The following is a 24,516-nucleotide window of genomic DNA, read 5'->3' on the forward strand; positions in this document are numbered from 1 at the left end:
CCTACGATTTTGGTTTTCTTTGATCGTTCTAACCTTCTCTTATTGATTTAATTTCAACACAGTTGCATCGGTCTAGCTTGTTCAGGAATGACCTCGAACTTGTCTAAAAATGACATCAAAAATGCTTAAGCCAACATCGTTTCTCTAAATTCTTTCGGAGAGATGCCATAGGTTTTTTTAAAGATTTTTGAGAAATGCGCGCCATCCCAAAAGCCCCATTTCAAGGCAAGTTGGGTGATCGAACTTTGTTTATTCCTTTTATCCAGCAGATCTGTTTTGACTCTTTCCAAACGTTTGAGCTGTATATATTTATTAATCGATAGGTTTTCCTGCACAAATAATCGATAAAGATGCCGTAGCGACACACCAATATGTGCGGCAATGAGCTTGGGAGAAAGATCAGGTTTGGCTAAGTTTTCTATAATATAGCGCTCGGCTTTTTCTAAAAGATTATCGGCATGACTCATATTTTTATAATTAATGGTCGGCTTGATTAGGGCAATCAGCGCATCTTCAAAGGCATTGCCATCTTCACTCGCATACCAGAGCTTAATATTTTCAGGCGACATATTTTTCAGAATATTCTTGAGTAAAAAACCGCTCATATTCTGGGTAATCAGCTTGCCAAAATATTCCGAACTAATATGCTCTTTCAGTAACTTTTCCCGCGACAGATGCACTGAAATTTGACTGACCAAACCCTGTGGAAACATGGAAATGGTTTCAACAGGATCAAGTAAAACGATATCGCCCTCATTCAGGGTTAAGGTTTCATTTTTATACTCAAGCAGCATTTTGCCCGAATTCTGCAAAATCAAAAAACAAAACCGATTATTGACTCGATCAACTTCATCCGCTTTTCGGACAATTTTATTGGCATTATTTTTGATAAAAGCAATCTCGGTATCACCCAATAAAAAACACTGCACCTCACCAATGAATAAATTACGGGTACCATCAAAATCCGTTTCAAAATTGCCGCATACATTTTTAATATGATGCGTCCAGCTTAACAGTGCGTCACTTACATATTGGTTCATCCGCTCACGTCCTTGTTGCTACGGTATTCACGCATTAAATTTTTCTGTCAAATATACCTCCTTGCACATTCTTTTTATTGATTGCTTAGAGAGTTGATATCAGAAAGCTGATAAATCAGTTCAACTTATCAGCCTCATCCTGCTTATGCTACACCAGCAAAATCCCTGAGCATGGTAATAAAAATATCTTTTTGCTGATCTGAATATTTTTCAAACACCTCATTTTGATGGCTATCTGCAATATCAAATAGATAGTGTGCAGTTTTTTTGCCTTTTTCGGTCAGTTTAAAAAATCCCTCGCTCTCAATCAGCAAACCATCCTTTTGCAAAATCGATGCAGCCTGCTCTACTTCACGCATCGGCATGGCAATATCACGTGGCAAATCTGCCTTATTCGAAGCAGTCCCGCTACCCAGCACCAATAATAAACGTGCTTCGCTGGTGCGGAAGCCAGTTACCAGTTGCTTGGGAATATAATCGGTCTGGTAAAACTTAAACGCACGGCTCATCAGATAGCAGACATTGCTATATAAATGGCCCTGATGCATTTCACCGATATCCTCTGCTTCCACTGTGTCTTTTAACTGAAGTAAGGGATGAGGAATTACACCAGAGTAAGCACCTTGGTGATAGACCAATGGACTACGCCCTTCATCACGGAAACGCACCACTTTGCCGATAATAATCCAGTGATCACCGCCTTCAATAATCTGATGGCGCTCACATTCAAACACCGCAGAACAGTGATCCAGAATCGGCGCCTGACCTGCCCCAGTCTGATAACTGGTACCTTCATATTTATCAATGTTACGGCGTGAAAATTTATTGGATAACTCGATCTGCGAGCCCGATAGAATATTCACGGCAAAATGTGAAGCTTGTTCAAATATCGGGAAACTAGATGAGTTCTTATCAATACTCCACAAGATTAGCGCCGGATCTAAAGACACTGAATTAAAACTATTGGCAGTCACCCCTACCTTTTCACCCTGATCATTTTGCGCGGTCATAATGGTGACACCTGTGGCAAAATTCCCCAAAGCACGTCTGAATCGCATTGGATCTATTGTGATTTCATCCATTGATTTTAGTGAATTCATTATTCTCTCCTGAATCTTTTATCCTGTTTCTGGCCGATAATGGATACCAATTTATCCTGATTAAATCGCTTAAATATCCAGTACCAATCGTGCTGACTTAGAGCGTGAACAGCACACCAATATCTGCTCATTACTGGCTTTTTCTTCATCGGTAAAATACACGTCGCGATGATCAGGTTCACCTTCGATCACATCGCACATACAGGTGCCACACACACCTTGTTCACATGACATTTCAATCTCGATACCTTCACGCGCCAAGGCCTGCAAAATGGTTTCTTCTGCATTGACCAGAATGATCTTGCCACTTTGCTGTGCCACCACTTCAAAGGCATCGCCGCCTGTTTCAACCTCAACCTGAAAATATTCCTTATGGATTTGCTGCTCAGGGAAGTTCTGTGTCAGGGCTAAATTGATGACCCAGTCCATAAAACCATTCGGGCCACAGGTATAGATATGGCTGTCTTTATCAATATCTTTAATAGCGGATTGGAAAAACTCACGGTGACTGGCCCCTTCCGATTTAAAATGAAAGGTCGTAAACGGTGCCAGGATGCCATGTTTAATTTCATCGACAAAAGCACAGCGTTCAGGGCTTGCGCCGCAATAATGCAATTCAAAAGACATGCCTTCCTGTGCCAACTGATACGCCATCGTTATCAGGGGAGTAATGCCGATACCACCTCCCACCAACACAGCATGTTTAGATTTCACTAAAGGAAACAGGTTTTTCGGTTCACTAACCTGAATCTGCATGCCATCCTTTAAATCATCAAAGGCCGAGACTGAACCGCCGCGTGATTCCGGATCACGTAGAATGCCGAGTCGGAACTTACCGACATCATTCGGGTTTTGACATAATGAGTACTGACGCACCATGCCATTGGGGAGGTGCACATCAATATGCGCACCCGCTTCAATTTTGGGTAATAGGCTCGAATTTGCAGATTCAAATTCCATCACTGCAACATTCCCACCTTCGACATGACGGTTTTTTACCACCACGTTATACAGTTTCGTCATGATTTCTCTCCCTGATATGCATCTCGCCTGAGGCTTAACGCATAAATAATCCACCGTTAATATCCCATGTCGCCCCAGTGACAAAGGCAGCACTTGGACTGGCCAACAAAGCACAGGTCTCGGCAATAAACGCCATGCTGCCGAGTGCTTTGACCGGGATATTCTGGATGAACTGTTCCATTTTTTCGTCAGAGACCACGCTATGCACAATCGGTGATTCCATCGGTCCAGGCGCAATCGCATTCACCGTCACGCCTTGGGCTGCAAATTCTTTGGCAAAGATTTTAGTCAGGGTGATAATGGCACCTTTGGTGGCTGCATAATGCGCACCAGTGGCCGTACCGCCATTTTGTCCAGCCAGAGATGCCATATTGACGATACGACCATAACCTTGCGCTGCCATATATTTGCCAATGATCTGGCAAGACTGGAACGTGCCACGCTGATTCACTTGCGTGATCGTGTCAAAATCCGCCGCGCTAATCTCTAAAACAGGCGTTGCCTTGGTCATGGTGGCATTGTTGATTAACACATCCAGTTTTGAGAATGTCTGCTGAATCCACTGCACGGCAGCATGAAAATCGGCTTCAACCGAAATATCCAGTTTCAGCGGGAATAAATTCTCTGCATGTGGACTACGTGCTTTGGCTTGCTCTGCTTTCTCCAAGGTACTGGCAGACAGGATCACCTGATGCCCTTGCGCTGCAAAATATTCGGCAATGACATTCCCCAAACCTGAAGCGGCACCTGTGACTAAAACAACCTGTTTCATTTTTTGCTCCTAGAGAATGTAACTGATACCCGCCAAACTATCGGTCGAGTTCACTAAATTGATAATTTTACGGTTGATCTTAAAGCCTTGTTCTGCATCACGAACCAGATGGAAAGTCACGTCAGCGGTATAATGTTTCAGATTTTCTTTGCGGAACTCACGCAAGTTTTGTGCGCAACGTAAGATAATTTCACCATCTTCATCTTTGAGAATACGAACGCGTGACACACTACGTACCGTATTGGCTTTTGGCGAAGCTGAAATCGCCTCACCATTTTCCAGACGGGCAACACGTAATTTACGCATGTGATGATCATCATAGGCATAGTTCAGATTATTTTCATAGTCAGTCAGTTTCGGATCAATCGGAATGATATACACGCCTTTTTCATTCCACAGGTCCAGCCAACTATCATGTTCAGAATGGTCCAGCATATCGGCTTCGGCCCAGACAAATGCAGTCACTTCATTGAGTAAATTTAGATCGATTTTCATGGCGCTCTCCTTAAGCCGTCATCAACTTTTTCCACTGCTGATAAGCAGCACGCATCCCTGTTTCAGCACTGACATCGCTCTTTAAGCCATCTTCAGTTTTGACTTCACCTGGTAGGCCGCGATTCAGCATGATCCATAAATCATTCCCCGCATTGGCACCATGTTGTACACGCTCCCATGCTTCCGAATCATCTGGTGTACCGAAGCCAAACGGCCCTTGGAAATGTTCGTGCAGACGTAGACGATACTGGTTGGCAATTTGTGGGCCACCATCCATGGTAATCACGGAATGATGAATTTCAGTTTCATTGACAGAAATCGGTTGCATCACTCGGAAGAACGCCATTGAGCAGGCAATATTCGGGAAGATGTTCAAGTTAAATCCAGAACCACCCACCGCACGTACAATACGGCGTACTTCCAGTTCTTCATGTCCTTCATCACGTAAGGCTTGAGCCAGGTCTTCAAAACGTTCCTGAATCGGACGTTCCATCAATTCTTCATCCAGATCAACCAGTTCAGGAATCATCACCATCACACTGTGACCATTGCCTAAGTCTTCGACATAGCCTGGTTGATTTTCAAAGTTAAACAGTTCTTCGGTTTTTTCATCGACTGAACTGAGGAATGACTTGTGTACCAATGGGAAATGATAAGCATCGGTGGTATTTTCCAGCTGGATTTTCCAGTTCCCTGGGAAACGGAAACGATGTTCGCCCAAGACCTTGATTGGATAACCTGCACCTTGTTTCATGAATAAGTCGATCCATTTTTTCGCAGCGCCGAGGAAATCTTCTAAAGGTTCAATATCCTGTTTAAAGGTAGCGAAAATCATACCGTTATATTCTTCAACACGCAGACTGATCAATGGAAATTCAGATTTATCCAGACATTCGCCATAACTTTCAGGTGAAGGCACGCCACGTAATGAACCATCCAGTGCATAGCTCCAGCCATGATATGGACACACAAAACTGTTGGTTTTGCCTTTTTTATGTTCACAGACCGTTGCAGCACGATGACGACAACGGTTTAGTAAGACATGCACTTTTTTCTTACGATCACGTACCACCACCACAGGTTGCTTGCCAATGTTGATGGTCTTATAACTGCCTGCATCAGGAATCTCGCTGGCATGTGCCACCCACACCCAAGTGCTGTAATAAATCTTTTCCATCTCATCTTCAAAGATTTTTTCGTCTTTATACAATGAGGTATGCGCACGGTCACTTTGCACCAAGCTACTGTAATCCATCTCAATATTCTGCATTGGAATAATATTGCTGTTCATATCCACGATCCTTTTCGGTCTATCCATTCAGGGTCTGTTGGTATTTCAGCAATACATGTGTTATCGGCTAAAACAACATAAACAAGGCATGAAACGCAGGCAATGGTGTCCCCATTATCAAGTTTCATAACGCAGTTTAGGGCGGTTTTAGCCATAACCCTAAGGGACAGGGGCATTTTTTGTCGCTACTGCGTTATGTCTTGCTTACTTAGAATGACTAAGTTTCGCAAAACATGCCTTGTATCGTCTAAAAATGTCCTCTGTCGCAAATATCTCTGAAATCCCAACAGACCCTCGCTATTGCTGCGACGGTACTGGCAATGCGGCTGTACTGTCCCAGTGAGATACGGGGCGACTGAAAATGTTTTCAGTCTGAAAATGTTTGATCTTCCAGCGACCATCAGGTTGCTGTTTAAATTGCACCGTGAGTTTGGCGGCATTTAAATGGCTACGCCCGTCACGGAAGGTTGAGGTTTGCAACATCAACCAGCTGGCATTGGCCTGATCTGTTTCGATATAGATTTGCTCTGAGCTGACAAAATGCGCATTCATAACAAAATGCGACTGCTGTTGGGTATAGCTTTTGAACATGTCATAAATGGCTTGCCATGAAGCGTAACGACCAAAAGACTGCGCATATTTTTCGCCTATGCCTTCCCAGATGCTGTCCTGATCAAATAAATCCATCAATTCATTCAGGTCGGTATCGGCATTCAAGGCATCACAAATTTCCATATAACGATTGATGCAGTTACGAATCGCATTTTGGGCTTCAAGCTGTTGTAGGCGTTGTAACAAAACCGTTAAATCCACTTGCGTATCCATGTCATTCATCCTTGCCATCACTCTCTTTAATCAATCCGGCTTATAAATAACCGGGTGCTGGCTTCATACCGAAGCTGACCAGACCTGCATTTTGCAAAGTGGCATCGCCCATAAAGGCATGCTGCGTCACCACATTGGTGTCGTTGACAAAGCGGCTAAACGGGTTATGGGTATAAATGGCGGTCATGCCTGCCAGCATCTGGATTTTGCGCGTGACACGGGCACAGACACGGGCCACATGGGTACAGGACAAACGCATATCGCTAATTTGTTCTGCGCTTGGGGTACGTCCTGCGACGACTTCATTCCAGACGATTTGCATGGTGTCGTAGAACCACACGCGTGCAGCCTTAAATTCAGCTTCGGCTTGGGCAAATTCATATTGGGTTACAGGTCGGCTGGCAATTTCCGCACCGCCAGTAATTGAAGATTTACCGGGTGCCATTTTTTGAAATTCTTCCAGTGCTGCGGCTGCGACACCAATTCCCACCACGGTTAAGACCTGAGTGGCTAAAGATAAAGATGGATATTTAAAAAATGGCTCAGACAGTTTTGAAGGTTCGCCACGGACAAAGGTCCACTCTTTCGCCACCAGCACATCTTTGACGACCAGATCATGACTGCCTGTGCCTTTTAGGCCAACAGTATCCCACGTCATATCGATTTGTGCTTTATTTGCTGGCATCACCGCCATACGCGGTAAACCTTGGGCTTCGTTGTCTTTTTGCGGAGAAATTCCGACCCCGACAATATCCGCGCCCATACAGCCACTGGAAAACTTCCAGCGCCCACTCACCACCACGCCAGCATCAGTAATCTCAGCGGGTTGTGGAGGGAAAATGCCACCTGCAAACACAATATCAGGGCTATCTTTATACAGCTGCTCAAGTGTTGCTTCTGGCAAACTGCCCAAGTAGGCAGGACTCATACCAAAACTTGCGACCCAACCGACTGAGCCATCGGCTTTGGATAGTTGCTCGATCAATTCACAAAACTGTTTCGGAGACCATTCATTGCCGCCAAAACGTTTTGGCACCAAAGCACGGTAAACGCCAATCTGTTTGAGTTTCTCGATGATGTCCTGACTGACATAGGCCTGATTATCAAACTCTCCGCTACAGGCACGTTCACGAATTTCCTGACATAAGGCATCTAATTGCGTTGTATTACTATCCATTACAAATTCCTTTGTCGCTAAATGATTCATTCCCTTATTCCTTGAGATTTATTGCGCAGCTTTCACGATATATTTCGCAATCGCACACAAATATTCATCGGCATTGCGTTTTGCCACGATCTGCAACCCCACGGGCTGACCTTGTTCTGTTTGTAGCGGTACTGAAATTGCAGGATGTCCAGACAGGTTAAATGGTCGAACCAAAGCGGTGAGATTTAAAAAAGCCACGGTATTTTCAGCATCAACCAGCTTAGGTGGCAGTTGCGGTAAAGTCGGTAAAATCAAGGCATCGTATTGAGCCAGTAAGGCATCAAGCTCGGCGGTAAAATCTGCTCTCACCTGCTCCGCCTGTTTGACCTGGGCTAAGGTGGTGTCGGCGGCTTTTAATAAACGCCCATTGACGTCTGCACCGAGCAAGCCTGTTTGGGTCAACTCACCGTAAGCCTGCCAGTTTTCATAATTAATAATCTGCATGCCCGCATCGAAGGCCGCTGCAAAGCCTTCCACCGTTACAGTTGACACTGTCAAATTGGCTTGGGTTAGATATTGCTGGATCGTCTCAATCACGGCTGAATCAGCAGCGACATTGAGCCACGCCAGTTTTGGTACCTGTGCTAATTCAGCCTGTGCATGAAAGGTGGGATCAATGATTTGCATGGCGCTTTCAAGCATTTCGACTGAGTTTGCAAAAGGGCCAACACAATCTAGTGAACTGCTTGCAGGATGTACGCCAGCACGGCTGACACGGCCAAAGGTCGATTTTAAACCATACACACCGCAACACGCTGCTGGCATACGAATGGAGCCACCGGTGTCTGTACCTAAGGTGAAATCTGCCAGACCAGCCGCAATCGCTGCCGCAGAACCACTCGAAGAACCACCCGGAATCAGTTCAGGATATTTCGGGTTAATCGCCGTACCAAAGGTATGGTTAATCCCTGTGATGCCAAACGCCAGTTCATGCAAATTGGTTTTTGCGGTAATTTGACAATCTGCAGCCAAAATACGATCCACTACTTCGGCATTGGCAGGTGCGGCTTGGCTTTGCATTAAAGCTTGACTGCCTGCCATGGTCTTCATGCCTTGAATATCGATGGAATCCTTGACCATCACCTTCAAAGCGCCTGTACCTTTTTGTACCTCTTGTACAATAATATTCATTCACTTTTCCATGTATTTTTATACTTAATACAAATATCGGAAAAAGTAATGTAATTGTCAAGTATTTTTCGATACGAAGAATCAAGAAAATGTTTCTAATTTTTGTATAATGCTGAATGTCCATTTTTATAAAAGTAATGACTTGGCTATGCTTACGCATTTAGAACAATTTCTACCCAACAATGAACCGAGCAGCTTACAAAGCTATCCTTTTTTCTGGATCTCGCAGGTGAATGGTAAATACACACAACTTATTGAAAAATCAATAAAAAAATTAGGAATAGACAATACCCGTCGTAAAATCATTTTAAGTACCAATGCACTTGAACAAGCCAGTATTACCGAGATTGCCAACCTCTCTACCCTCAAGCTGACCACGGCAACCAAGGCCGTTTACCGACTGGTAGAAGACGGTATTGTGCAAGTCTTTTCATCTGAGTCAGATGAACGGATTTCGATGGTGAAACTGACCGATAAAGGAAAAGAAATGGTTGAACAAATTAACCAGATCAGTCAGGTCACCCTCTCCGGGATTCTAAATGCATTTGATGATGCTGAATTGCACCAGCTCAACGGCCAATTAAAAAAGCTGTTTGATCTGATGCCTTCAAGTTAAGCCAACAACAAAAGCCCATGTCGCTATAGAGATGGGCAAAAGTTCAAACCAGGCCGACTACGGATTTAAAATATTAAACGGTGGTTTCAGCTGATTTGCGGCAATCCGGTCTACAAAAGTATGTAAAACCTGTTGTTTATAGGCCGCAATATCGACCTGCTGATAATCATAAAAGCCTTGCTGTTCACGTAGACCATTGCGTTGCTGTCGCATGTTCTCGGCAATAATTTCTGGCGTGCGATAACGCTCACCAAGCTCTTTTTCCAGATATTGGGAAGCGTAATACAGAATATCGCCACCTCCCCAGTCAATAAACTCCAGCAAGCCCAACACAGAAAAACGCAAACCAAATCCGGTCCGAATCGCGATATCGATATCTTCTGCCGAAGCCACGCCTTCTTCCACCATCCGCGCCGCTTCGTTCATGGCTAGCGCCTGAATCCGTGGCACGATATAACCGGCTTTGGCATGACACACCACAGGTACTTTACCGATCAGCTGTAGAAAGGTTTTCAGTTGTGTAACGACCCTGTCAGAAGTTTGCTCGGAACGGCTTAACTCAACCAGCGGAATCAGATAAGCAGGATTGAGCCAATGCGCATTCACCACCCGTTCTGGATAAGAAATCATCTGCGCAATATCAGTGACCAGAAAGGTTGACGTGGTCGATGCAACAATACAAGTCGGTGTAATATATTGATCCAGCCAAGTAAAAATATCTTGTTTGGCTTGCCTGAGCTCGGGTACAGCTTCCATAACCAGATCACAGTGTGCTAAGACCGAGATTGCAGCGGTGCGACTTAAAATCTGAATCTGATCCAGAATAAATACGCTTTGTTCAGATAGAATAAACTGGATACGTTCCAGCAACTGCAATTCTTGTTTTAAGTCAGTTTGGATCTGAGCCTGATATTGTTCAAACTCAGCCTCCGTTCGTTGTCGAGCATCGATTAAAGCCACGTTTAAGCCCGCATAGGCAAAGGCAATTGCAATGGCTTTGCCCATTCGCCCAGCGCCGAGTACGGCAACTTGTTGAATTGGATTCATCTTAGACTCCTTGCTGCAAAGTCACTTGCAACTCAGCCTTGCTTTTATCGGCGAGTCCCAGATTCTCAAACGTCCGTCCGTCCTGATACAAATCCTTGCCTGTGACCGCAGACGCAATATTCAGTAGCCCTTCTGCTACAGGTGTCGCGACACCCGCCCAACGTCCCACTGAAACCAGAAAGGATAGCCCCAGACGTGTATCTTCCAGCATGTAACGATGTGTCTGTAAGTCAATGTCCTCACGCCAGTCCCCACTATCCGTCAATTTTCCATGCGCGCCACGGCCATACATCCATTCATCGCCCTCACCGTCTTTATTGTAGTGATCAGCCAATGGAAAATGCGGTGCAGAATAACCCAATGCTTCCCTTACACGCATACGCTCTGCGTCAAGCTGATTGGTGACACGGCGAATCGACGGTTGTGTCCCTTCATTATGAATATCCCAAGCCTCAAAATGTTCCAGTGGCCCCGCATTCATCAAAATCAACGGTGGATGAATAATCGGCCCGGCATTCATCAAGGCACCGCTGAGACTGTCTTCGATCGGCTCAACACTTGGATAAGCCTGTTTCAAAATTTGGAATGCATGCTCGGACAAGCTGCTTGGGAATACCCCCGTTGGTAAACGGGTCGCATAGCCACTCACCACGATCTGATTGACGCCATGCTTACGTACCAGATACGGTAAGGTGCCGGTTTCGGCAAAGGCCACTTGAGCCGTGTTACCTGCCTCCCGCATGGCTTTGGCAAAAATAAAAGTACCGAAAGTTGCAGGCGGTAAATACACCACCTGTCCCGTTTGAAAGAACGGCGCGGCCTGCTGAGCCAAATCCAGATGTGTGGTTGCGGGTAAAGGAATAATAATCAGCTCGGCATGCTGGATGGCATGTTGTAAATCATCGGTCAGATTAATCTGACTCCGCTCAAAACCGACTGTGACACGACGATCGCCCTGATAATCTTTAATCTTGAGTTCACCAGTTGCTGCCAGCTGTTGCAAAGCCTCACGGTCACGGCGCCATAGCACCACCTCGTGGCCTTTTTCTGCCATCTCTGCTGCTGCGGCATAACATCCGTGTCCACCACCGAGTACTGTAATTTTCATGTGCGTTCCTGCTGATTGATTTGTCATTCAGCATAGAACGGTCAGCCTAAACGGGCTTATCCAAATACGCAGTGATTATTCCATTTACGAACGCATTTCACTGAGTTGTACAGGATTCATTTTTAAGGTATGTGAAGGCAGACAGCCGAAGCGCTTTTTATACAAGGTAGAGAAATGCCCAAAACTTTGGATGCCATGATCCAGTAAAATATCGGTGACGGTTTCATCTGTCTGTGCCTGCTGCAAAGCCAAATGTATCCGTTCCAATCGTTGCTCACGGATATATTCAACGGGCGTCTGCTGTAGATATTGGCTAAAGCCCTTTTGTAGACTGCGGATCGACACCTCACAATATTGACTCAGCGTCGCTAGCGAAATCGCTTGATGCAGATTGTCCTGAATATACTGCTGCGCTTTTTTGATATAGCCTGGCACAAGCTGCTGACGCTGTGCATTCAACTGCTCACTATAATTATTGGGGATTTTAAGCAAAATCAGCTCGATCAGGTATTGGGTAAAACTGGCTGAAATAAAGCTCCAGTTCTGGATATTATGATAGGCATGACAGAGATAATTCAGCGTTTCCACAATGGCACTCATCCCTTCTTCGGTACAGGACAGACCACTATCGAAGCAGACAGGCGCCTGACTGGTATGGCCCAGCATTTTAAACAGCTGGGTTTCGATCTCCTGTTGGGATAATTTTAAAATAATATTGCGGCAATGCTGATTGGTCACAATCTGCTGTCGGGTATGCGGATGAGTCACCGACATAATGCCTGCAGATTGTAGCAGTTGCTGATTTGTGCCCCCGACCTGACATTGCCCTTCCAGTGTGATCCTGAACAGGTAAAAACTCGAACTGTCATCAATACAGATGACGACCGGTGCACTATATTTCAGATCATACAATGCCCCATTACCAAAACTAAAACCATTCAGGCGCGTGTTTAGCGGCTGTTGGGTCTCAACATCAAAACGATGCGGACAGAGATAATGACTAATTTGATCTTTAATGGTCTGGTAATCACTGGACTGAAATAATAAAAACTCATCCAGATAATGCAAATGATCCAGTTTAAATGTCCCGTGCATCAGTTCACTCCCTTGTTATGGGTTTCGCCAGCAAAGCACAAAGCCCATTACAAAAGAATGGGCTTTGTGCATGCACTCAGGTCAGATCAAGAAGCATGTTCCTGCTGCATACTGTCACTAAATGCCTGACAGCCTTTTTTCAATAAAATAAAGGCCAATACACAAGAGATCGTCCCGACAATCGACAAGGACATACCGACCATCAATGGATTTTCAAACATTTTATCGGTAATCAATGCCACCAATGTGGTACCAATGCCGACCGCAACCAGATTGCTGATCAACAAGAATACTGCCGAGATTTGTGCACGTAACTGGTTTGGCGCCAGCATTTGCATGGCTGTGGTAGAAATCGGCATCGGGAATGAAGCAAAGAACATTGCAGGTACCAGAAACACCACCGATAGCCATAACTCATTCACTTGCGTAAACACCATGATCGGGATTACTAAACCGACAATCCCAATCACACCGGTGATCATCGGGGCATCCTTACGGCCTTTCTGAATAAACCAGTCATTTAGCCAACCCGCACAAAATACACCTAGAATATTAGCCACCAATAGCACACTCCCCAGCATATAACCTGCTTCAGTCGGGGTTAAACCAAACTTACGCATATAAAATGCGGGCGACCAGCTGATCAGGCAATACAAGGCCATCGCGTAAAAAGTAAAACCTAAATAATGGCATTTAAAGGTACGCCCATGCTTTTTGATAAACTTAAACGCATCCTTCATGCTGGTCTTTTCAACCTGCCCCTGCGCATTTAAACGCTGGCCTTTACGCTGCGGCTCTCTCACCGTCAACAACACCAGTAAACCGATAAATACCCCAGGCAGCCCAACGATAATAAATGCTGCTTGCCAAGCCTTGAGTGCACCAAATACCGGAACTATGATGCTGTCCATATTTTTTAGCAAGCCAATCACATAGCCACCGACCAGAAAAGCGATCCCACCGCCGACAAAAGAACCAATCGAATACACCGCCACCGCACGGCCCAGCTTGTCCTTGCTAAACATATCACTAAACATCGAATAAGCTGCGGGTGACAAAGCAGCCTCACCGACACCGACGCCCATACGGCTTAAAAAAAGCTGGATAAAATTCTTGCTCAGACCACAAAATGCGGTCGCAATACTCCAGAACACCACCCCGATGGCAATAATTTTTGGACGTGAAAACCGGTCCGCCAGATAGGCCAGCGGCAAGCCCATAAAGGCATAAAACAATGAAAAGGCCAAACCATGGAGTAGACTGAATTGGGTATCGGAAAGACCCAAATCGGCCTTGATCGGCTCGATCATCAGCGCCAGTATTTGCCGGTCGATAAATGAAAAGATATAGGCCAGCATGCACAGTAGTACCACATACCAGGCGTATAGATTTGAGTGAGCACGTGCTGGCTCGGTTGAGTGCGTATCCATTTTGCTTCCTTGTCCATGTCATTGTTCTCATGTGTCTGCTTATTGAAGGAGGTAATCACCAGAATTCATCTCCTTTTCTGGCTCAGCTTCAATAAGGTTGATTTCTCCCTCCTATAATTATTATTTTTACATGGAATTTTCCATAATATTTTAGGTATAAAGTTATACCTTTTTTACCCATTCAGCACGCAATATTATTCATTTGAAGGTAGAATCAGGATTTAAAACCAGTTCAAATGCTGCTAAGCGACTGATAAAATAGCTATTCTTTAAATAAATAGATTAAATGTAGATTCATCCCCAAGAGAAGAAACCCAAATTTATTTTAAAATGATATTGAATTTTACATTTATTTTTGTTTTAAAATAACACGAGATAATTAATTTTCAATGGAAATGAACATGGCTCTTAACAAAGAACAGGCAATCGAAAGCATCCATAGCATGCACGTCTTGATCGAAAAAATTTTTAGCGGCAAACACTCAGAACAAGACCTTCCCCAACTGATTAACTATTTTGCGGATCATTTTGAAATGGTCGGTGCGGCCGGTAAACGTATTTCTTTCGAACAAGTGAAAGGCCTATTTGCCAACAATCAGGGCAAGATGCCAGATATCCAGATTGAAATCTATGATGAACAGATCCTGATGCAAAAACCTGATGCGATCGTACTCACCTACACCGAAAAACATACCAAAGATTCAGGTATTCTGATTCGTCGTTCTTGTGCATTGATTGAAGAAATTGATGGCAAAATGTTGTGGAGTTATTTACAAGAAACCTTCTTGCCTTGAATTCAGACTGTGACGGGTTTAAACGCAGTCATTGATGAGCAATCATCAAATATGGGGGGTTGAACCGAAATCATTCATTTAATTTTTGTTCCAGCCACTCCATCAGATCGCGAGTGTTACGATTGCTCACTTTTTCTTTATTCGGGATGTAATAACATAGTTCGGACTGGATGGGTTTGGTCTGGTATTGCTGGAGCTGGTTCAGTTTCAGCAATCGGTTCATTAAGGTGGTCGAAGCAAACACAAATCCATTGCCAGCCAGTGCTTCCTGAATACCAAACAGCTCCTGATCAAAAGTTTTCACGATAATATTTGACGACGCTATGCCATTTAGCGCACACCATTCCTCCAGAGGTGGCGCAGCCAATGCCTTGTTTTTCCACGTTGCAGTAAAAATCAGCATCGGTTCTTCGCCAGCAGTAAGCAGATCAAGCTGTGCTCGGCCGAACAGATTAAATGTTTCGTAGCACATAATCTCTGAGGCAGGTACAGACGCAATATTGCCCAAACGTACAGGCAAATAATAAACTTGATTGTCCAAGCTCTCCCCTGTTGAAACCTCTACAGATATATTGGGATGGATCGAAGAAAATTCATGCAGGGCTGGTATTAAAAGCAAAGCCGCTAAAGATGAAGTCGTGGTCACGTTCACCACATGACTTGCCAGACTGATCTGCTCTACTGCCTCCTCAATGCTTCTAAATCCCTCTGAAATCTGCTTCGCGAATTTTGCACCGACTTCGGTGAGTACAATTTTTCTGACTTCGCGATGGAATAAATCAACGCTTAGCCGATGCTCAAGCTTGGCAACATGATGTGAAATCGCTGTCGGTGTCAGTGAAAGTTCCTCAGCCGCCAGTTTAAAGCTACCTAAACGCGCGGCTGACTCAAATGCTTTTAATGCCTGTAAAGAAACTTGCATGCCACGCTCCTATAGAAATAATAGATGACTTAAAATCATCTATAGCTGTGATTTATTCGTTTGTCTAGCGCTCTGTATCATTCCAGAATGGTGTCATCTTGAACGCAGTAGAGTCCGATCACATGAGTACCATTTTACATATCGATGCCAGTATCCGTGCGGCCAGCAATCCCAACCCGAACCATAATTCCATCTCCAAAAACATTGCCCATCACTTTATCCAGACCTGGAAAACACGATACGCCATAGATGAATATATCTATCGTGATGTCGGTATCAATTCACCGCCTTTTATTACTCAGGAGTGGATGGGAGCTGCATTTACCCCAGAACAAAATAGAACGGCGCAACAACACGACATACTCAAGCTCTCTGATCAGTTGATTGCTGAAATTATGGCTGCTGACCTCATCATTATTTCATCACCGATGTATAACTATGGCATGCCAGCTCAACTCAAAGCCTGGTTTGACCAAATTGCCCGGGTAAACAAGACCTTTGATTTTGATCTTGCACGAGGTGATTTTCCTTTACAGCCAACCTTATCTGGTAAAACCTTGCTGATTATCACCTCAAGTGGTGAATTTGGTTTTGAACAAGGTGGAATCAGAGCCCAGATGAGCCATCTGGTGCCCCATCTGCATACCGTCAGCAAATATTTAGGGGTCGACAAAATTTATGAAATTGCCTCTGAATATCAGGAATTTGCGGATGATCGACATCGTCAGTCTGTCGCTGATGCTTATGCCAAAGCCGAACAGATTGCGCTCGAACTGGGTCAGGAATTAGAGCTAACGATCGAAGCCAACGCTGCAGCACTGAGCTAATCTGGCTTAGGTTGCATAGCCTATTATTTTTACTGAAGAATAAGGACTCCTCTCTCACCTTATTCTTCCGCAGTTCTACTGTGAACTCAAAAGCTTCAAAACAGGGCTGTCAGGATAAGGGTAAAAGTATTTACATGAACTATAAATACTTATTGCAGCGATCAGCTAGAATTGAGCCTGACCCAGTGCTATCGGCAATTGCTCAATACACTGAATGTCGTTATCAATAGACAAAACAGGATAGTTTTATGGACAAACCTATACTATGCCCGAAATGTGGTTCGACCGAAGTGGAAACACGTAATCATGACAAATTACTGAAAACTACAGGTGGTGTGTTACTGACAGCCGCAGGAACGACAGCAGGTACGGTCGGTGGTGCTGCAGGTGGTGCATCCATCGGTGCAGCAATTGGTACGGTTGCTGGTCCCTTAGGTGTGATTGTTGGCGGTACGGTCGGCACTTTTGTCGGTGCGATCAGTGCAGGGATCACAGGGGGCGTGATTGGCAATATGTTCGGTAAAAAGGCAGGTGTCATGGTCGACAAAAATATTTTTCAGGACTATCGCTGTCTGAAATGCAAATACCGTTTTAAGCAAAAAAAATAATATTTCATACCAGTGAACTCATTTGGAGGATACGTGTTTAGACCAGTTCTCCAGATGCTTTCATTCAACTCGACAACAGTTGCTTATCCTTTTCCTTTATTTCTCCCCTCCTGATCCATACTATGCTTTGTCATTCTGCCATAGATTAATTTGCACATAAAAAAAATCCCAAGCTCTTGGGGAAGAACATGGGATTACGATATAGACATTCATCAAAGAAGCTCATCGTTAATGCGCTATTTATATCACGCTTTATTTTATAAATACATAATACGTCACACAAACTATACATAACCGTCTATCTATTCCCGTTTTTATGGTTAACGCTGATTCACAGCTCCTATTACCATGTACGAGATGCGAAATTTTAAACAACGTAGTCGATGCAATCTGCGAGTTAAAATGAGTTCTTAAATAACACAATAAAAAAAGGCCTCTTAGAAGCCTTTTGAAAAATTAGCAGAATAATCAGTATCTGATTACTCTATGCTTTTTAAATTTAACTATTCTTAAATTCATCACTTTCAAAATAGGATTTGATCTGTTCAGCGGAACTGTTTTTCAACTGATCCAGAATAATGCTCAGGTCACGTTCAAATGTAAACTCTGCCGGGATTTCTTCATGGATGGGTGGCAGTCTCTTTACCCCACCTTCTGTGATACGTTCAATAAATCCTGCTAACCACAACACAAACTCATCTTTATTCTTATAGTTGGGGACTAAACTGACATCAATACAAATATGGTCTTTGGTCGGCCTGTCCTGAAAACCTTCCACAAAATCGATGTAGTTATACAATAATTTTAAGTCAGTATCTTTAAGTTCTTCACGTAACTGTTTAACAATGAAATTTAGGCAATCTTGCAGCGGAGCATGAAATTTTTTCTCTTCCTCAAAATGCCTGTAAATATTATCAGCGATACGCAAATACTGTGGCATGACGCTATCCTTGGTGTTGTTATGTCCCACTGAGTATGGAACGAAAAGTTTAGTAGATTTGTAATGTTTTACAATGAAGATGTATTTTCTATAAACTTTATATGAATAACGACAGATTAGATAGCGCCAAATAAAATTTAAATCATAAATCTAATTTTTCTGCCGATACTTTTGCGTTGGACTTTCATAAGTGGTTTGTGCAACAGGCGAAACTCGCCAGATCGTATTGCCGACATCATCAGCCACTAAAAGCGCACCTGAAAAATCAATCGCGACTCCCACTGGACGACCATAAGCTTCGCCTTTCTCACTTAAGAAACCGGTCAGCACATCTTGTGGTGGACCATAAGGCTGTCCATTTCGGAAAGGCACAAAAACGACTTTGTATCCACTATGCGGTTTTCGGTTCCATGACCCATGCTGCCCAATAAATGCACCACCGCGATACTGTGGCATAAGTTCGGTCGCATAAAATGCCAACCCCAAAGATGCGGTATGGTTACCCAAGGCATAGACAGGTTTAAGTGCCCGCTTCACCAGCTCAGGATTTTGTGGCTTGACCCGTTTATCGATATGTTGTCCATAATAGCTGTATGGCCAGCCATAAAACGCTCCCTCTTTCACTGAGGTCATATAATCTGGAACCAAGTCGCTACCGAGTTCATCCCGTTCATTAACCACTGTCCAGAGTTTTCCGCCCTGTGGTTGCCAACCCATACCATTTGGATTACGTAGTCCGGTTGCATAAGGCCTTACTTTGGCAGTAGCAATATCATATTCCAGAATCTGTGCCCGTCCCTGTTCCTGATCCAGACCATTTTCTCCAGCATTACTATTCGAGCCGACCGTGATATAGAGTTTACTTCCCTGTGGATTAGCAATCACATTTTTAGTCCAGTGATGATTGAGCTGACCGGCAGGTAAATCCAGCACCTTGGTGCCCTTTGCCGTGATTTGGGTGGCATCTTCCTGATAGGGATAACGCATCAGCGCATCGGTATTGGCCACATAAAGCATATTTCCTACCAAGGCCATACCAAAGGGTGAGTTCAAATTCTGTAGAAAAACCGTATTCTGATCTGCGATACCATCACCATTCGTATCCCGTAATAAGCGGATGCGGTTAGCGCTGGGTAATGATGAACCGGCACGTTTCATCACCATTTTCATGATTTTGCCACGAATGCCCTTGCTGTCTTCCGGTTTAGGCGGCGCATCGGTTTCTGCCACCAGCACATCACCATTTGGCAATACATACAGCCATCTTGGATGATCCAGTCCACTGGCAAAAGCCTGAACTTTCAGCCCTTCAACCGTAGTGGGCATTTTGCCCTTCGGCCAGCCTTTGGCCGGAGCAATATTAACCGTCGGGATCAGGCTGGATTGAGGTTTAGGTAAAATGGGCTGTGGGCCGAAACTATCGGCAATTGAATATTTTGAAGATGGCGTACAGCCTGAAAACATCAAAATCAGACTGCTTCCAGTCAGGGAGAAGATCAACCGTAAAGACATCAGAGATTTTCCTTGTTATTTTAATGACTACAGATAGCATAAGTTGATCTATAGGAGAGGTATAGCTGATTTGCTTAACAGATTGTCTCTAATGTAAATAAACTGTTTAAAGCATAGTTTAGCCGTTAAAATATAAATAAATAGTCAGACAAGGAAAACACTATCAATATTATTTTAAGACCACTTCAATATTCAGAAATTGACTTGATCTGGCAACAGATTAATCGGCGAGAACTGATCACCCAAAATTATGTCAAACAACAGTCTTTACAACTGGTCGACTGCTTTTATGATGTACAACATTGGGATGCTTACCATCTACAGAATGATCCACCGAAATTAAAAAAACTCTACCATGAGCATGCCGCATTCATCGGAGCTTTTAACCTGCAAGCAAGACTGGTCGGCATTTGCGTGGTCTCGAATCAACACATTCAAGATTATCCCGCAGCCAGACTTCTGCACTACTTTTATGTTGATGCCGATCAGCAAGGCCAAGGTATAGGTGCGCAACTCATGCGAGCAGCAAAAAACGCTGTAATAGAACTGGGTGGAAACGAGCTGTATATTTCGGCAACGCCTAGTAAACGAACTGTTGATTTTTATCTAAAACATGGCGCTGAAGTATTGGATAAACCCGATCAGCAGCTATGGCAACTCGAGCCTGAAGATATTCATTTGCTATGCAAGCTTTAAAGGGATTCGAGCAATCATGTCCTGCATGAACTTCAGCCAAAATATGATGTGTGCTTTACTCTAAACGGTCAGTTAAAAGTGTTTGTAGCCCCTCCAAAGTAACATTTTACCTATCTGGGACAAACAGAATTAAGCCAAACCCTGCATCTAAGCCGCTGTAATTACTATTTTTAATGTGTGATCTGGTCTTTTTTCTCCATTTTATATTGTTCCAAAATCGTGATGAATTGCCCTATTTCCGCTATTTTTAATTTTATCATTTCGACTTATGCTGGAAATATAAATATGGATGAGACAAAGAGTCCCTCTACTTTTTTGAATTTTAGCATTCAGTAGATTGGAGCAGCGCATTGAGTAATAAATCATCGTCAAATATGGATGGAATACAATTTCCGATTCAATCTGGCAAAAACAAGCCCAGCACAACAGCCACCGCAAAGAATATCTTATATACTGCACTGAAAAGTGTCGATTCACCTTATGCATCTGAATTAACAGCCGAAAAGAACTGGAGAAAGAAATATCCGGTTTATTTTGAAGAACTGGTGAAAACAGGTATTCGTTCTGTTCAACATCCTCTACGGATTGCGCAACATGGGCTGGAGACTGCGAAAGAGTCCTTTAATTTTCATCGTGCTGGTCAGCAAAGTTCTTTAGAACAGGCGATGGCCGATTTTAAAGACCAGCCTTTTGAAAGCTATGTGCTCAAAGGAACAGGCACCCCTAGCATTGAACCCTGGTTTATCCCCTTTAACGGGCAGAAACTGCAAGGCCAAGCCTTACTTAAGCAGATTGACTGCTGGGAACAGCAACACATTATCGAACCTAGTCATGCCAAAGCCCTACGCCTGTTACAGGCTCATCCCGAATGGTTTGATTTGTCCTCACGTACCATGGTGCTCTTCGGTGCCGCCTCAGAAGCCGGGCCTTTAAGCTGGTTAGCAAAATGGCGTGCCAATATTGTCGCGATTGATTTACCGAATCCAAAAATCTGGCAAAAAATTACCAGCACCATTCAACAAGGCAATGCCACGCTTATTGCACCACAAATGACCTTGGAAAATGGTGAAAAGCAGCTCGGTGCAAATCTCCTGACTCAAACGCCGGAGATTGCGAACTGGTTAACTACATTTGAGCAGAGCCTGGATCTGGCTGGGATTGCGTATCTGGATGGTGAGAAACATGTGCGTGTTTCAATCGCCATGATCAGCATCATGGAACAGGTGAGTCGTCAAAAAGCAGATAGCAGTATCATGTTTATGCTAACGCCCACCGATATTTATGCCATCCCAGCATCGGTTGTACAGTCGATCCAGCAAAAAATTAAGCAACGTCCACTGCTTGAAAAGTTACTAACCAAATCGATTCACAATATTTCCTTAAGACATTTTTTTAAGTCGAATATTGAGCAGCTGATTGAATCGGATAATGGCCAAAAATATGGTATTTCCGATTGTATGGTGATTGAGCAAGGACCTAACTATGCTCTCGCAAAACGCCTGCAACAGTGGTTTGCCATTTGTAGCCGCGCGCGTGGTCAAAAAACAGTGATCAATATTGCGCCCTCTACCACCACCCATTCGGTGGTGAAGAATCCAATCCTGAAAGCGGCTTTTTCAGGTGCAGATCTGTTTAAGGTTGAAACCTTTAGTCCTGAAACCACAAATGCGATTATGGCAGCGCTCTGGGTACATGATTTAAATAATCCAGAGAGTGCGACCAATCCTGAAACACAGCTCGAACATCCTTTAGCGCTGATTATGGAAAATGCCAATCATGGCGGTTTGTGGCATGTCCCTTATTTAGCAAGAACTGCACTCCCCTTTGCTGCGGCCTATGGCTGGGTGAGAGAGAAGTTTTAGTTTATTTTAATAGAATAATATAACTTCTTGGTTTTATGCCTGTAGTAAATAACCAAACTTAAAAAGAGAGCTGATAGAGGCTCTCTTTTTTATGAGTTTTATATTTATGATGAACTTCAAGAACCGAATACAATAAAATTTCAATTTAAAGCTGATTTTCAGTTTAATTAAATGAGATGAGCAATATTATCAAGTTCAGGATCTACTTTTGATGCATTCGAGCAGCCAGTGAAAGATAAAGCAATGATTACAACCAAAATAAAGCTTCTCTATTTAAACCCCTTATAGCTTAAATAGAGTTCATTGATAAAATCAACAACCCAACCTATCCACCTTAAAACTGAAATAAAATTAGCATAGTAAATTAATGAACAATTGACATTAATCCCTCTTATTCATCATTTCATGCCAAATCATTAGTAAAAATTATTGATAAGTTAAAGGGCATCTATATAAGCCAAGTTCTAACTCCGGTATTGGTTTTATTTAATTTACCCAGAACCACAAAAAAACCATAAACTATTGATATTTATTATTTTTAAATTTAAGCCTTCTTAAAGAATCAAAATACTCGAAATATATATTTGATGATTTGTCCTGAGACTGGGGAATCTTTCTATGATGAGCAACTACCTCGTAACAGACTTATTACTGCTATAAAAGGTTGCAGTATTCGCCCCTACACTGTTGACAATAGACAATACAAAAAAGTGGCAATGATGCTGAGGGATTGAACAGCATGTTTATATCCAACCAGATGGGACATTGCTTACAGATGATGATGAAACACAATACAAAGTAGAAACACGGCGATAAGAACAAGATAGAGATGGGGAAATTCAGCAGAGACTATCTGTCAAAAACCTGTTAAAGCAAACAGGCACCTAATTAGATGCCTGTTCTTTTTATAAAGAACATTGGTAGAGATGGCATTAGTTAAATTCTAAAAATAAAGCATTGTTTTATTTATAGAAAAATCCCACATTTTTCGGGACTGTTCTAAATTTTGTGTAAGTACTTAATTTTCATTTATCCTTCAGAGGATAATTACAAAAGGTACTTCACATGGATGAAGCAACAATCAAAAGTATGGCTGCCGAATTGGCTAAAGGTCTAAAAACACCAGAAGACTTAAACCAAATGACAGCAGTCTTTAAAAAATTCATGATTGAAACTGCACTCAATACTGAACTTTCAGACCATCTCGGTTATGAAAAGCATCAGCCCAAGAAAGGCTCAAATAGCCGTAATGGGTTTAGTTCTAAAACCATTACAACTCAAGATGGACAACTGGCTTTAGATATTCCCCGTGATCGAGAAGGTTCATTTGAGCCACAAATTATCAAAAAGCACCAAACACGCATCACCAGTATGGATGACCAAATCCTCTCACTGTATGCAAAAGGAATGACTAATAGGGAAATTGTAGCCTTCTTCAAAGAAATGTACGATGCCGATGTGTCAGCATCTCTCATCAGCAAAGTTACCGATGCTGTGATTGAGCAAGTGACTGAGTGGCAAAATAGAGCCTTAGATAGCCTTTATCCTGTTGTCTATCTTGACTGTATTGTTGTCAAAGTCCGTCAGCACTCCAATGTGATTAACAAGTCCGTATACCTTGCTTTAGGCATCAATATGGATGGGCAAAAAGAATTACTGGGTATGTGGATTGCTCAGACAGAAGGTGCCAAATTCTGGCTGTCAGTCATGACAGAGCTAAAAAATCGAGGAGTACAGGACATTCTTGTTGCCTGTGTAGATGGATTAAAAGGCTTTCCTGACGCGATAGCCTCTGTTTACCCTCATACTGATATTCAACTGTGTATTGTGCATGTTGTACGCAATAGCCTGAGATTTGTAAGCTGGAAAGACTACAAGGCTGTTACGTCGGGTCTGAAAGCGATTTATCAGGCAAGTACAGAGGAAAATGCTTTAAAGTCCCTAGACATCTTCTGTGATCAATGGAATCACCAGTATCCCAAAATTGGAGAATCCTGGCGGGCCAATTGGGAAAATATCCGAACGATCTTTAGCTATCCAGCCGAAATACGTCATGCTATTTATACAACAAATGCGATTGAGTCGTTGAATAGCGTAATACGCCATTCAACGAAGAAAAGGAAAATCTTTTCATCTGATGACTCAGTAAAGAAGGTCATTTACTTAGCAACATCA

Annotated in this window: 23 protein-coding genes; 7 read left to right on the forward strand and 16 right to left on the reverse strand. The window is 43.3% G+C overall.

Annotated features, from left to right (window positions below; genetic code table 11):
• Positions 1-125: 125 nt before the first annotated feature.
• The 9 genes from feaR to ACINWC323_RS03335 form a co-directional block, all read right to left on the reverse strand.
• Positions 126-1,040, reverse strand: coding sequence for a transcriptional regulator FeaR (gene feaR, locus ACINWC323_RS03375; RefSeq protein ID WP_009514673.1), 915 nt, complete (start codon positions 1,038-1,040; stop codon positions 126-128).
• A 143-nt stretch (positions 1,041-1,183) separates the two neighbouring features.
• Positions 1,184-2,143 carry a p-hydroxyphenylacetate 3-hydroxylase reductase component gene (locus ACINWC323_RS03370; protein WP_171062223.1) on the reverse strand — a complete coding sequence of 320 codons (960 nt, stop codon included), beginning with the start codon at positions 2,141-2,143 and terminating at the stop codon, positions 1,184-1,186.
• 66 nt (positions 2,144-2,209) lie between these two features.
• Positions 2,210-3,163 (reverse strand): PDR/VanB family oxidoreductase, encoded by a 954-nt coding sequence (locus ACINWC323_RS03365; RefSeq protein WP_009514525.1) that lies wholly within the window; start codon positions 3,161-3,163, stop codon positions 2,210-2,212.
• A 34-nt stretch (positions 3,164-3,197) separates the two neighbouring features.
• A complete protein-coding gene (locus tag ACINWC323_RS03360) occupies positions 3,198-3,935 on the reverse strand; it encodes an SDR family NAD(P)-dependent oxidoreductase (protein ID WP_009514827.1) in 738 nt (245 codons plus the stop codon).
• 9 nt (positions 3,936-3,944) lie between these two features.
• On the reverse strand, positions 3,945-4,430 hold the full coding sequence (locus ACINWC323_RS03355) for an aromatic-ring-hydroxylating dioxygenase subunit beta (RefSeq protein ID WP_009514574.1): 486 nt from the start codon (positions 4,428-4,430) through the stop codon (positions 3,945-3,947).
• A 10-nt stretch (positions 4,431-4,440) separates the two neighbouring features.
• A complete protein-coding gene (locus tag ACINWC323_RS03350; RefSeq protein WP_005229177.1) occupies positions 4,441-5,721 on the reverse strand; it encodes an aromatic ring-hydroxylating oxygenase subunit alpha in 1,281 nt (426 codons plus the stop codon).
• A 297-nt stretch (positions 5,722-6,018) separates the two neighbouring features.
• Positions 6,019-6,546 (reverse strand): nuclear transport factor 2 family protein, encoded by a 528-nt coding sequence (locus ACINWC323_RS03345; RefSeq protein WP_009514811.1) that lies wholly within the window; start codon positions 6,544-6,546, stop codon positions 6,019-6,021.
• A gap of 40 nt (positions 6,547-6,586) precedes the next feature.
• Positions 6,587-7,753 (reverse strand): acyl-CoA dehydrogenase family protein, encoded by a 1,167-nt coding sequence (locus ACINWC323_RS03340; RefSeq protein WP_032881670.1) that lies wholly within the window; start codon positions 7,751-7,753, stop codon positions 6,587-6,589.
• 18 nt (positions 7,754-7,771) lie between these two features.
• Complete coding sequence (locus tag ACINWC323_RS03335) at positions 7,772-8,884, reverse strand: amidase (RefSeq protein ID WP_009514485.1); 1,113 nt, start codon at positions 8,882-8,884, stop codon at positions 7,772-7,774.
• 148 nt (positions 8,885-9,032) lie between these two features.
• Between ACINWC323_RS03335 and ACINWC323_RS03330 the strand changes: the two genes are divergently transcribed.
• Complete coding sequence (locus ACINWC323_RS03330; protein WP_032873109.1) at positions 9,033-9,500, forward strand: MarR family winged helix-turn-helix transcriptional regulator; 468 nt, start codon at positions 9,033-9,035, stop codon at positions 9,498-9,500.
• 57 nt (positions 9,501-9,557) lie between these two features.
• Here ACINWC323_RS03330 and ACINWC323_RS03325 read toward each other — a convergent pair whose 3' ends face one another.
• From ACINWC323_RS03325 to ACINWC323_RS03310, 4 genes are all read right to left on the reverse strand, one after another.
• On the reverse strand, positions 9,558-10,547 hold the full coding sequence (locus ACINWC323_RS03325) for a 3-hydroxybutyryl-CoA dehydrogenase (protein ID WP_009514773.1): 990 nt from the start codon (positions 10,545-10,547) through the stop codon (positions 9,558-9,560).
• Position 10,548: 1 nt separating this feature from the next.
• Positions 10,549-11,655: an NAD/NADP-dependent octopine/nopaline dehydrogenase family protein gene (locus ACINWC323_RS03320; RefSeq protein ID WP_009514476.1), complete on the reverse strand. Its 1,107-nt coding sequence runs from the start codon at positions 11,653-11,655 to the stop codon at positions 10,549-10,551.
• A gap of 84 nt (positions 11,656-11,739) precedes the next feature.
• Positions 11,740-12,750 carry an AraC-like ligand-binding domain-containing protein gene (locus ACINWC323_RS03315; RefSeq protein WP_009514709.1) on the reverse strand — a complete coding sequence of 337 codons (1,011 nt, stop codon included), beginning with the start codon at positions 12,748-12,750 and terminating at the stop codon, positions 11,740-11,742.
• 86 nt (positions 12,751-12,836) lie between these two features.
• Entirely contained in the window at positions 12,837-14,180 is a 1,344-nt protein-coding gene (locus ACINWC323_RS03310; protein WP_032881672.1) for a spinster family MFS transporter, read from the reverse strand.
• Between the two features lie 401 nt (positions 14,181-14,581).
• Between ACINWC323_RS03310 and ACINWC323_RS03305 the strand changes: the two genes are divergently transcribed.
• Entirely contained in the window at positions 14,582-14,974 is a 393-nt protein-coding gene (locus tag ACINWC323_RS03305) for a hypothetical protein (protein WP_009514846.1), read from the forward strand.
• A gap of 70 nt (positions 14,975-15,044) precedes the next feature.
• Here ACINWC323_RS03305 and ACINWC323_RS03300 read toward each other — a convergent pair whose 3' ends face one another.
• Positions 15,045-15,896, reverse strand: a complete 852-nt coding sequence (locus tag ACINWC323_RS03300) for a LysR family transcriptional regulator (RefSeq protein WP_009514760.1) — start codon at positions 15,894-15,896, stop codon at positions 15,045-15,047.
• A 122-nt stretch (positions 15,897-16,018) separates the two neighbouring features.
• Here ACINWC323_RS03300 and ACINWC323_RS03295 point away from each other — a divergent pair, with 122 nt between their 5' ends.
• Together ACINWC323_RS03295 and ACINWC323_RS03290 are read left to right on the forward strand one after the other, a co-directional pair.
• A complete protein-coding gene (locus ACINWC323_RS03295) occupies positions 16,019-16,723 on the forward strand; it encodes an FMN-dependent NADH-azoreductase (protein WP_009514643.1) in 705 nt (234 codons plus the stop codon).
• Positions 16,724-16,971: 248 nt separating this feature from the next.
• Positions 16,972-17,331 carry a hypothetical protein gene (locus tag ACINWC323_RS03290; protein ID WP_005229164.1) on the forward strand — a complete coding sequence of 120 codons (360 nt, stop codon included), beginning with the start codon at positions 16,972-16,974 and terminating at the stop codon, positions 17,329-17,331.
• A 499-nt stretch (positions 17,332-17,830) separates the two neighbouring features.
• Here the strand turns inward: ACINWC323_RS03290 and ACINWC323_RS03285 are convergent, their stop codons facing one another.
• Together ACINWC323_RS03285 and ACINWC323_RS03280 are read right to left on the reverse strand one after the other, a co-directional pair.
• Positions 17,831-18,271 carry a hypothetical protein gene (locus tag ACINWC323_RS03285; RefSeq protein WP_009514838.1) on the reverse strand — a complete coding sequence of 147 codons (441 nt, stop codon included), beginning with the start codon at positions 18,269-18,271 and terminating at the stop codon, positions 17,831-17,833.
• Between the two features lie 150 nt (positions 18,272-18,421).
• A complete protein-coding gene (locus tag ACINWC323_RS03280) occupies positions 18,422-19,783 on the reverse strand; it encodes a PQQ-dependent sugar dehydrogenase (RefSeq protein ID WP_009514783.1) in 1,362 nt (453 codons plus the stop codon).
• Positions 19,784-19,951: 168 nt separating this feature from the next.
• Between ACINWC323_RS03280 and ACINWC323_RS03275 the strand changes: the two genes are divergently transcribed.
• The 3 genes from ACINWC323_RS03275 to ACINWC323_RS03265 all read left to right on the forward strand — a co-directional run.
• Positions 19,952-20,479, forward strand: a complete 528-nt coding sequence (locus ACINWC323_RS03275; RefSeq protein ID WP_212749675.1) for a GNAT family N-acetyltransferase — start codon at positions 19,952-19,954, stop codon at positions 20,477-20,479.
• 350 nt (positions 20,480-20,829) lie between these two features.
• The gene (locus ACINWC323_RS03270) at positions 20,830-22,341 is read left to right on the forward strand and encodes a hypothetical protein (RefSeq protein ID WP_032881673.1); all 1,512 of its coding nucleotides are present in this window, start codon (positions 20,830-20,832) and stop codon (positions 22,339-22,341) included.
• A gap of 1,065 nt (positions 22,342-23,406) precedes the next feature.
• Positions 23,407-24,516 (forward strand): IS256-like element ISAba26 family transposase (locus tag ACINWC323_RS03265; protein WP_009506471.1); only part of this gene is annotated, 1,110 nt, incomplete at its 3' end.

The sequence above is a fragment of the Acinetobacter sp. WC-323 genome, from assembly GCF_000314615.1.
Classification (GTDB): Bacteria; Pseudomonadota; Gammaproteobacteria; order Pseudomonadales; family Moraxellaceae; genus Acinetobacter; species Acinetobacter courvalinii.

What these genes read in the sequence shown, in the direction of transcription:
- feaR (WP_009514673.1), bottom strand. Translation starts at nt 1,040, where the DNA reads ATGAACCAATATGTAAGTGACGCACTGTTAAGCTGGACGCATCATATT.
- ACINWC323_RS03365 (WP_009514525.1), bottom strand. Translation starts at nt 3,163, where the DNA reads ATGACGAAACTGTATAACGTGGTGGTAAAAAACCGTCATGTCGAAGGT.
- ACINWC323_RS03360 (WP_009514827.1), bottom strand. Translation starts at nt 3,935, where the DNA reads ATGAAACAGGTTGTTTTAGTCACAGGTGCCGCTTCAGGTTTGGGGAAT.
- ACINWC323_RS03355 (WP_009514574.1), bottom strand. Translation starts at nt 4,430, where the DNA reads ATGAAAATCGATCTAAATTTACTCAATGAAGTGACTGCATTTGTCTGG.
- ACINWC323_RS03350 (WP_005229177.1), bottom strand. Translation starts at nt 5,721, where the DNA reads ATGAACAGCAATATTATTCCAATGCAGAATATTGAGATGGATTACAGT.
- ACINWC323_RS03345 (WP_009514811.1), bottom strand. Translation starts at nt 6,546, where the DNA reads ATGGATACGCAAGTGGATTTAACGGTTTTGTTACAACGCCTACAACAG.
- ACINWC323_RS03340 (WP_032881670.1), bottom strand. Translation starts at nt 7,753, where the DNA reads ATGAATCATTTAGCGACAAAGGAATTTGTAATGGATAGTAATACAACG.
- ACINWC323_RS03335 (WP_009514485.1), bottom strand. Translation starts at nt 8,884, where the DNA reads ATGAATATTATTGTACAAGAGGTACAAAAAGGTACAGGCGCTTTGAAG.
- ACINWC323_RS03330 (WP_032873109.1), top strand. Translation starts at nt 9,033, where the DNA reads ATGCTTACGCATTTAGAACAATTTCTACCCAACAATGAACCGAGCAGC.
- ACINWC323_RS03325 (WP_009514773.1), bottom strand. Translation starts at nt 10,547, where the DNA reads ATGAATCCAATTCAACAAGTTGCCGTACTCGGCGCTGGGCGAATGGGC.
- ACINWC323_RS03320 (WP_009514476.1), bottom strand. Translation starts at nt 11,655, where the DNA reads ATGAAAATTACAGTACTCGGTGGTGGACACGGATGTTATGCCGCAGCA.
- ACINWC323_RS03315 (WP_009514709.1), bottom strand. Translation starts at nt 12,750, where the DNA reads ATGCACGGGACATTTAAACTGGATCATTTGCATTATCTGGATGAGTTT.
- ACINWC323_RS03310 (WP_032881672.1), bottom strand. Translation starts at nt 14,180, where the DNA reads ATGGATACGCACTCAACCGAGCCAGCACGTGCTCACTCAAATCTATAC.
- ACINWC323_RS03305 (WP_009514846.1), top strand. Translation starts at nt 14,582, where the DNA reads ATGGCTCTTAACAAAGAACAGGCAATCGAAAGCATCCATAGCATGCAC.
- ACINWC323_RS03300 (WP_009514760.1), bottom strand. Translation starts at nt 15,896, where the DNA reads ATGCAAGTTTCTTTACAGGCATTAAAAGCATTTGAGTCAGCCGCGCGT.
- ACINWC323_RS03295 (WP_009514643.1), top strand. Translation starts at nt 16,019, where the DNA reads ATGAGTACCATTTTACATATCGATGCCAGTATCCGTGCGGCCAGCAAT.
- ACINWC323_RS03290 (WP_005229164.1), top strand. Translation starts at nt 16,972, where the DNA reads ATGGACAAACCTATACTATGCCCGAAATGTGGTTCGACCGAAGTGGAA.
- ACINWC323_RS03285 (WP_009514838.1), bottom strand. Translation starts at nt 18,271, where the DNA reads ATGCCACAGTATTTGCGTATCGCTGATAATATTTACAGGCATTTTGAG.
- ACINWC323_RS03280 (WP_009514783.1), bottom strand. Translation starts at nt 19,783, where the DNA reads ATGTCTTTACGGTTGATCTTCTCCCTGACTGGAAGCAGTCTGATTTTG.